This window comes from Geminicoccus harenae (assembly GCF_019800005.1).
Lineage (GTDB): Bacteria > Pseudomonadota > Alphaproteobacteria > Geminicoccales > Geminicoccaceae > Geminicoccus > Geminicoccus harenae.
In genome coordinates, this window is the sequence record NZ_JABGCL010000085.1 from 1 (window position 1) to 5551 (window position 5551).

General features: G+C 58.9%; 2 tRNA genes and 3 rRNA genes. All 5 read left to right on the forward strand.

Annotated elements, in window-relative coordinates:
* Nucleotides 1-178: 178 nt before the first annotated feature.
* The 5 genes from HLA95_RS26570 to HLA95_RS26590 all read left to right on the forward strand — a co-directional run bounded on the left by HLA95_RS26570 (nt 179) and on the right by HLA95_RS26590 (nt 5491).
* Nucleotides 179-1663 (forward strand): 16S ribosomal RNA (locus tag HLA95_RS26570).
* A gap of 173 nt (nt 1664-1836) precedes the next feature.
* Nucleotides 1837-1913, forward strand: a tRNA-Ile gene (locus HLA95_RS26575).
* 377 nt (nt 1914-2290) lie between these two features.
* Nucleotides 2291-5058, forward strand: a 23S ribosomal RNA gene (locus tag HLA95_RS26580).
* 187 nt (nt 5059-5245) lie between these two features.
* Nucleotides 5246-5360 (forward strand): 5S ribosomal RNA (gene rrf / locus HLA95_RS26585).
* The 16S, 23S and 5S rRNA genes sit together here with 2 tRNA genes alongside, the layout of an rRNA operon.
* Nucleotides 5361-5414: 54 nt before the next feature.
* A tRNA-Met gene (locus tag HLA95_RS26590) sits at nt 5415-5491 on the forward strand.
* Nucleotides 5492-5551: the final 60 nt, after the last annotated feature.

The following is a 5551-nucleotide window of genomic DNA, read 5'->3' on the forward strand; positions in this document are numbered from 1 at the left end:
TGTTGTTTGACATCGTTGGTTTAGTGGAGCGCTTGGAAAGAGCGTTTTTGGAGGGATGTGCGGGCGGCGTTCTTCTGGCTGTTGGCTGGGGGGATGATCGTCTGGTGCATCTTGGTGTTCATTGGAGAACCCTTTGGGTTCCTGATGGGTACCTTGCGTAGCCTGGATGGTCAGCGATCAAGCTGAGAGTTTGATCCTGGCTCAGAACGAACGCTGGCGGCGCGCCTAACACATGCAAGTCGGACGCACTCAGCAATGGGTGAGTGGCGGACGGGTGAGTAACACGTGGGAACCTGCCCTGGGGTCTGGGATAGCTGCGGGAAACTGCAGGTAACACCGGATGTGCCCTTTGGGGGAAAGTTTACGCCCTGGGATGGGCCCGCGTCGGATTAGGTAGTTGGTGAGGTAGTGGCTCACCAAGCCTGCGATCCGTAGCCGGTCTGAGAGGATGATCGGCCACACTGGGACTGAGACACGGCCCAGACTCCTACGGGAGGCAGCAGTGGGGAATCTTGGACAATGGGGGCAACCCTGATCCAGCGACGCCGCGTGGGTGATGAAGGCCTTCGGGTCGTAAAGCCCTTTTGCCGGGGAAGATGATGACGGTACCCGGAGAAGAAGCACCGGCTAACTCTGTGCCAGCAGCCGCGGTAAGACAGAGGGTGCTAGCGTTGTTCGGAATTACTGGGCGTAAAGGGCGCGTAGGCGGCCATGTAAGTCGGGTGTGAAATCCCAAGGCTCAACCTTGGAACTGCATTCGATACTGTGTGGCTTGAGACCGGAAGAGGTGGGTGGAATACCCAGTGTAGAGGTGAAATTCGTAGATATTGGGTGGAACACCGGTGGCGAAGGCGGCTCACTGGTCCGGTTCTGACGCTGAGGCGCGAAAGCGTGGGGAGCAAACAGGATTAGATACCCTGGTAGTCCACGCCCTAAACGATGTGTGCTAGATGTCGGGGGACTTGTCTCTCGGTGTCGGAGTTAACGTTTTAAGCACACCGCCTGGGGAGTACGGCCGCAAGGTTAAAACTCAAAGGAATTGACGGGGGCCCGCACAAGCGGTGGAGCATGTGGTTTAATTCGACGCAACGCGCAGAACCTTACCAACTCTTGACATGGCCGTTAAAGCTGCAGAGATGCAGTGTCCCGCAAGGGGGCGGTTACAGGTGCTGCATGGCTGTCGTCAGCTCGTGTCGTGAGATGTTGGGTTAAGTCCCGCAACGAGCGCAACCCTTGTCCGTAGTTGCCATCAGGTTGGGCTGGGCACTCTACGGGGACTGCCGGTGACAAGCCGGAGGAAGGTGGGGATGACGTCAAGTCCTCATGGCCCTTACGAGTTGGGCTACACACGTGCTACAATGGTGGTGACAGAGGGCAGCCAGGTCGCGAGGCCGAGCAAATCCCTAAAAGCCATCTCAGTTCGGATTGCACTCTGCAACTCGGGTGCATGAAGGTGGAATCGCTAGTAATCGCGGATCAGCACGCCGCGGTGAATACGTTCCCGGGCCTTGTACACACCGCCCGTCACACCATGGGAGTTGGTTCGACCTTAAGCCGGTAAGCTAACCCGCAAGGGAGGCAGCCGTCCACGGTCGGGTCAGCGACTGGGGTGAAGTCGTAACAAGGTAGCCGTAGGGGAACCTGCGGCTGGATCACCTCCTTTCTGGACCTCCTGTCGTCAGGGTCTCGCGACCTCTGGGGGCAGGACATGGTCAGCAAGCCGGATCTTCGGGTCTGGCAAAACTTGCCTCCCTGCTGAAAAGGGACCGGGCTTGCCTGGTTCTGGCTTTCAGGGGAGCGCCGTCCGCACATCCCTCCAAAGTTTCATGGCAGCTCGGGCCCGTAGCTCAGTCGGTTAGAGCGCACCCCTGATAAGGGTGAGGTCGGCCGTTCGAATCGGCCCGGGCCCACCACTGCCCCTTTTCGGGGTGGTGGCGATGCCATGAGATGTTCTGGGATGAAGTGCTCCACGGACCGGGAACAGGTGATAAGCCTGTTCCTGCGACGATGGTTTCCCGCAAGGTGTTGGCCTTGCTGGGAATGCTGTTTGTCATCGTATGGTGTTTTCCTTGACTGTGTGACCGCCGGGCGGTCGGGCAGCTGTTCTGGTTTTCTGAACCAGGTGGCTGACTGGTTGTCCGGTTTGGGACGCACGGGATGCTCAACGTTTGTGGTGATACCTGTCGGCTCTCTCTCCATGGAGCCGGTGGGGCTCTGCATCCGAGCGAAGGGTTTGGCTGGTTGATCTTTAAGGTCAGCTCATCCGGGCCGGTCGCTGGTGTGGGGTGGTGATGAGGTAATGAAGGGCATCTGGTGAATGCCTTGGCGTCGAGAGGCGATGAAGGACGTGGCACGCTGCGATAAGTCCGGGGGAGATGCGAGCGATCGTTGATCCCGGAATTTCCGAATGGGGCAACCCACCGCTTTAAAGCGGTATCCCGTACTGAATTCATAGGTACGGGAGGCGAACCCGGGGAACTGAAACATCTAAGTACCCGGAGGAAAGGACATCAACCGAGACTCCGCTAGTAGTGGCGAGCGAACGCGGATCAGGCCAGTGGCCACATCGAACGAACCGGAACCGTCTGGAATGGCGGGCCATAGCGGGTGACAGCCCCGTACGGGTAGGGGTTCGGTGTGGTCCTCGAGTAGGGCGGGGCACGTGAAACCCTGTCTGAACATGGGGGGACCACCCTCCAAGCCTAAGTACTCCTCGACGACCGATAGTGAACCAGTACCGTGAGGGAAAGGTGAAAAGCACCCCGACAAGGGGGGTGAAACAGAACCTGAAACCGGATGCCTACAAGCAGTCGGAGCCTGACTTCGATCTTCGGATCGAAGGGCGGGTGACGGCGTACCTTTTGTATAATGGGTCAGCGAGTTATCGTTGCCAGCAAGCTTAAGCCGCAAGGTGTAGGCGTAGCGAAAGCGAGTCTGATAAGGGCGCTTGAGTTGGCGGCGGTAGACCCGAAACCGGGGTGATCTAGCCATGGGCAGGTTGAAGGTGGGGTGACACCCACTGGAGGACCGAACTCACGTCTGTTGAAAAAGACGGAGATGACCTGTGGCTAGGGGTGAAAGGCCAATCAAACCCGGAGATAGCTGGTTCTCCGCGAAAGCTATTGAGGTAGCGCGTCGTGTATGACCTTCGGGGGTAGAGCACTGGATGGGCTAGGGGGGCGCAAGCCTTACCAAACCTAACCAAACTCCGAATACCGAAGTGTTCGAGCACGGCAGACAGGCGGCGGGTGCTAAGGTCCGTCGCCAAGAGGGAAACAGCCCAGATCGCCGGCTAAGGTCCCCAAGTCATGGCTAAGTGGTAAAGGATGTGGGAAGTCCATAACAACCAGGAGGTTGGCTTAGAAGCAGCCATCCTTTAAAGAAAGCGTAACAGCTCACTGGTCTAATAGACGTCCTGCGCCGAAAATGTAACGGGGCTCAAGCCATGCACCGAAGCCGCGGGCTCAAGTCTTCGACTTGAGCGGTAGCGGAGCGTTCCCTAGGCCTGTGAAGGTATCCCGTGAGGGGTGCTGGAGGTATGGGAAGTGCGAATGCTGACATGAGTAGCGACAAGGAGTGTGAGAGACACTCCCGCCGAAAGTCCAAGGGTTCCTGCGCAAGGCTAATCCGCGCAGGGTGAGCCGGCCCCTAAGGCGAGGCCGAAAGGCGTAGTCGATGGGAATTCAGGTGAACATTCCTGAGCCTGTGGGTAGTGACGGCGGCCGTAAGTTGTCTGACCTTATCGGATTGGTCAGGCCGCGAAGGACGTCCAGGAAACAGCTCCCACGTATAGACCGTACCCGAAACCGACACAGGTGGACTGGTTGAGCATACCGAGGCGTTTGAGAGAACGGTATCGAAGGAACTCGGCAAATTGCCCTCGTAACTTCGGGAGAAGAGGGCCCCGTTGGCAGGCAACTGTCGGCGGGGGGCACAAGCCAGGGGGTGGCGACTGTTTACTAAAAACACAGGGCTCTGCGAACTCGAAAGAGGACGTATAGGGTCTGACGCCTGCCCGGTGCCGGAAGGTCAAGAGGAGGGGTGCAAGCTCCGAATCGAAGCCCCGGTAAACGGCGGCCGTAACTATAACGGTCCTAAGGTAGCGAAATTCCTTGTCGGGTAAGTTCCGACCTGCACGAATGGCGTAACGACTTCCCCACTGTCTCCGATACCGGCTCAGCGAAATTGAATTCCCCGTGAAGATGCGGGGTACCCGCGGTCAGACGGAAAGACCCCGTGCACCTTTACTGCAGCTTTGCGCTGGCATTAGGCGGAACATGTGTAGGATAGGTGGGAGCCTATGAAGCTCTGGCGCCAGCCAGGGTGGAGGCGTCCTTGAAATACCACCCTTGGTTCGCTTGATGTCTAACCTTGGCCCGTGATCCGGGTCGGGGACACCGCATGGTGGGCAGTTTGACTGGGGCGGTCGCCTCCCAAAGTGTAACGGAGGCGCGCGAAGGTAGGCTCAGGCTGGTCGGAAACCAGCCGTTGCGTGCAAGGGCACAAGCCTGCTTGACTGCAAGAGCGACGGCTCGAGCAGAGACGAAAGTCGGCCCTAGTGATCCGGTGGTCCCGCGTGGAAGGGCCATCGCTCAACGGATAAAAGGTACGCCGGGGATAACAGGCTGATCACTCCCAAGAGTCCCCATCGACGGAGTGGTTTGGCACCTCGATGTCGGCTCATCACATCCTGGGGCTGAAGCAGGTCCCAAGGGTTCGGCTGTTCGCCGATTAAAGTGGTACGTGAGCTGGGTTTAGAACGTCGTGAGACAGTTCGGTCCCTATCTGCCGTGGGTGTTGGAGACGTGAAAGGATCCGTCCTTAGTACGAGAGGACCGGGATGGACAGACCTCTGGTGGGCCGGTCGTGGCGCCAGCCGCGCAGCCGGGTAGCTAAGTCTGGACGGGATAACCGCTGAAAGCATCTAAGCGGGAAACCCACCTTGAAACGACGTCTCCCTATCAGGGCCGTGGCAGACCACCACGTCGATAGGCCGGAAGTGGAAGTGCAGCAATGCATGCAGCTGACCGGTACTAATCGCCCGACCGGCCTCATCATCCCCCACCCCAGCGATCGGCCCGGCACCTCCAAGCCAGGCCAGAGCATCCCAACGTCCCAAAACACACAGTCACCGTCCAAGCTTTCCAAAGAAGCTTCCTGGGCTCATGCAGGCCGAACGGCCGGTAGACCAGGAAGCGCGCGCCCAAAGGCGCGCTCAAAGGAAAGCCAAGCGACGTCCTGCCGACCCGGTGGTCACAGCGCGGGTGTCCCACCCGATCCCATCCCGAACTCGGCCGTGAAACCCCGCAGCGCCCATGATACTGTGTCTCAAGACACGGGAAAGTCGGTCGCCGCCGGGTCAGCAGGACGCCGCCCACCAAGGCACCAGGAAAACACCAGCACCCAACACAAGACGCGGGGTGGAGCAGCCCGGTAGCTCGTCAGGCTCATAACCTGAAGGTCAGAGGTTCAAATCCTCTCCCCGCATCCAAAATACGCAACCAAGACATGCACAAGGCCTCGCTGGAAAACAGCGGGGCCGATCGGCGTT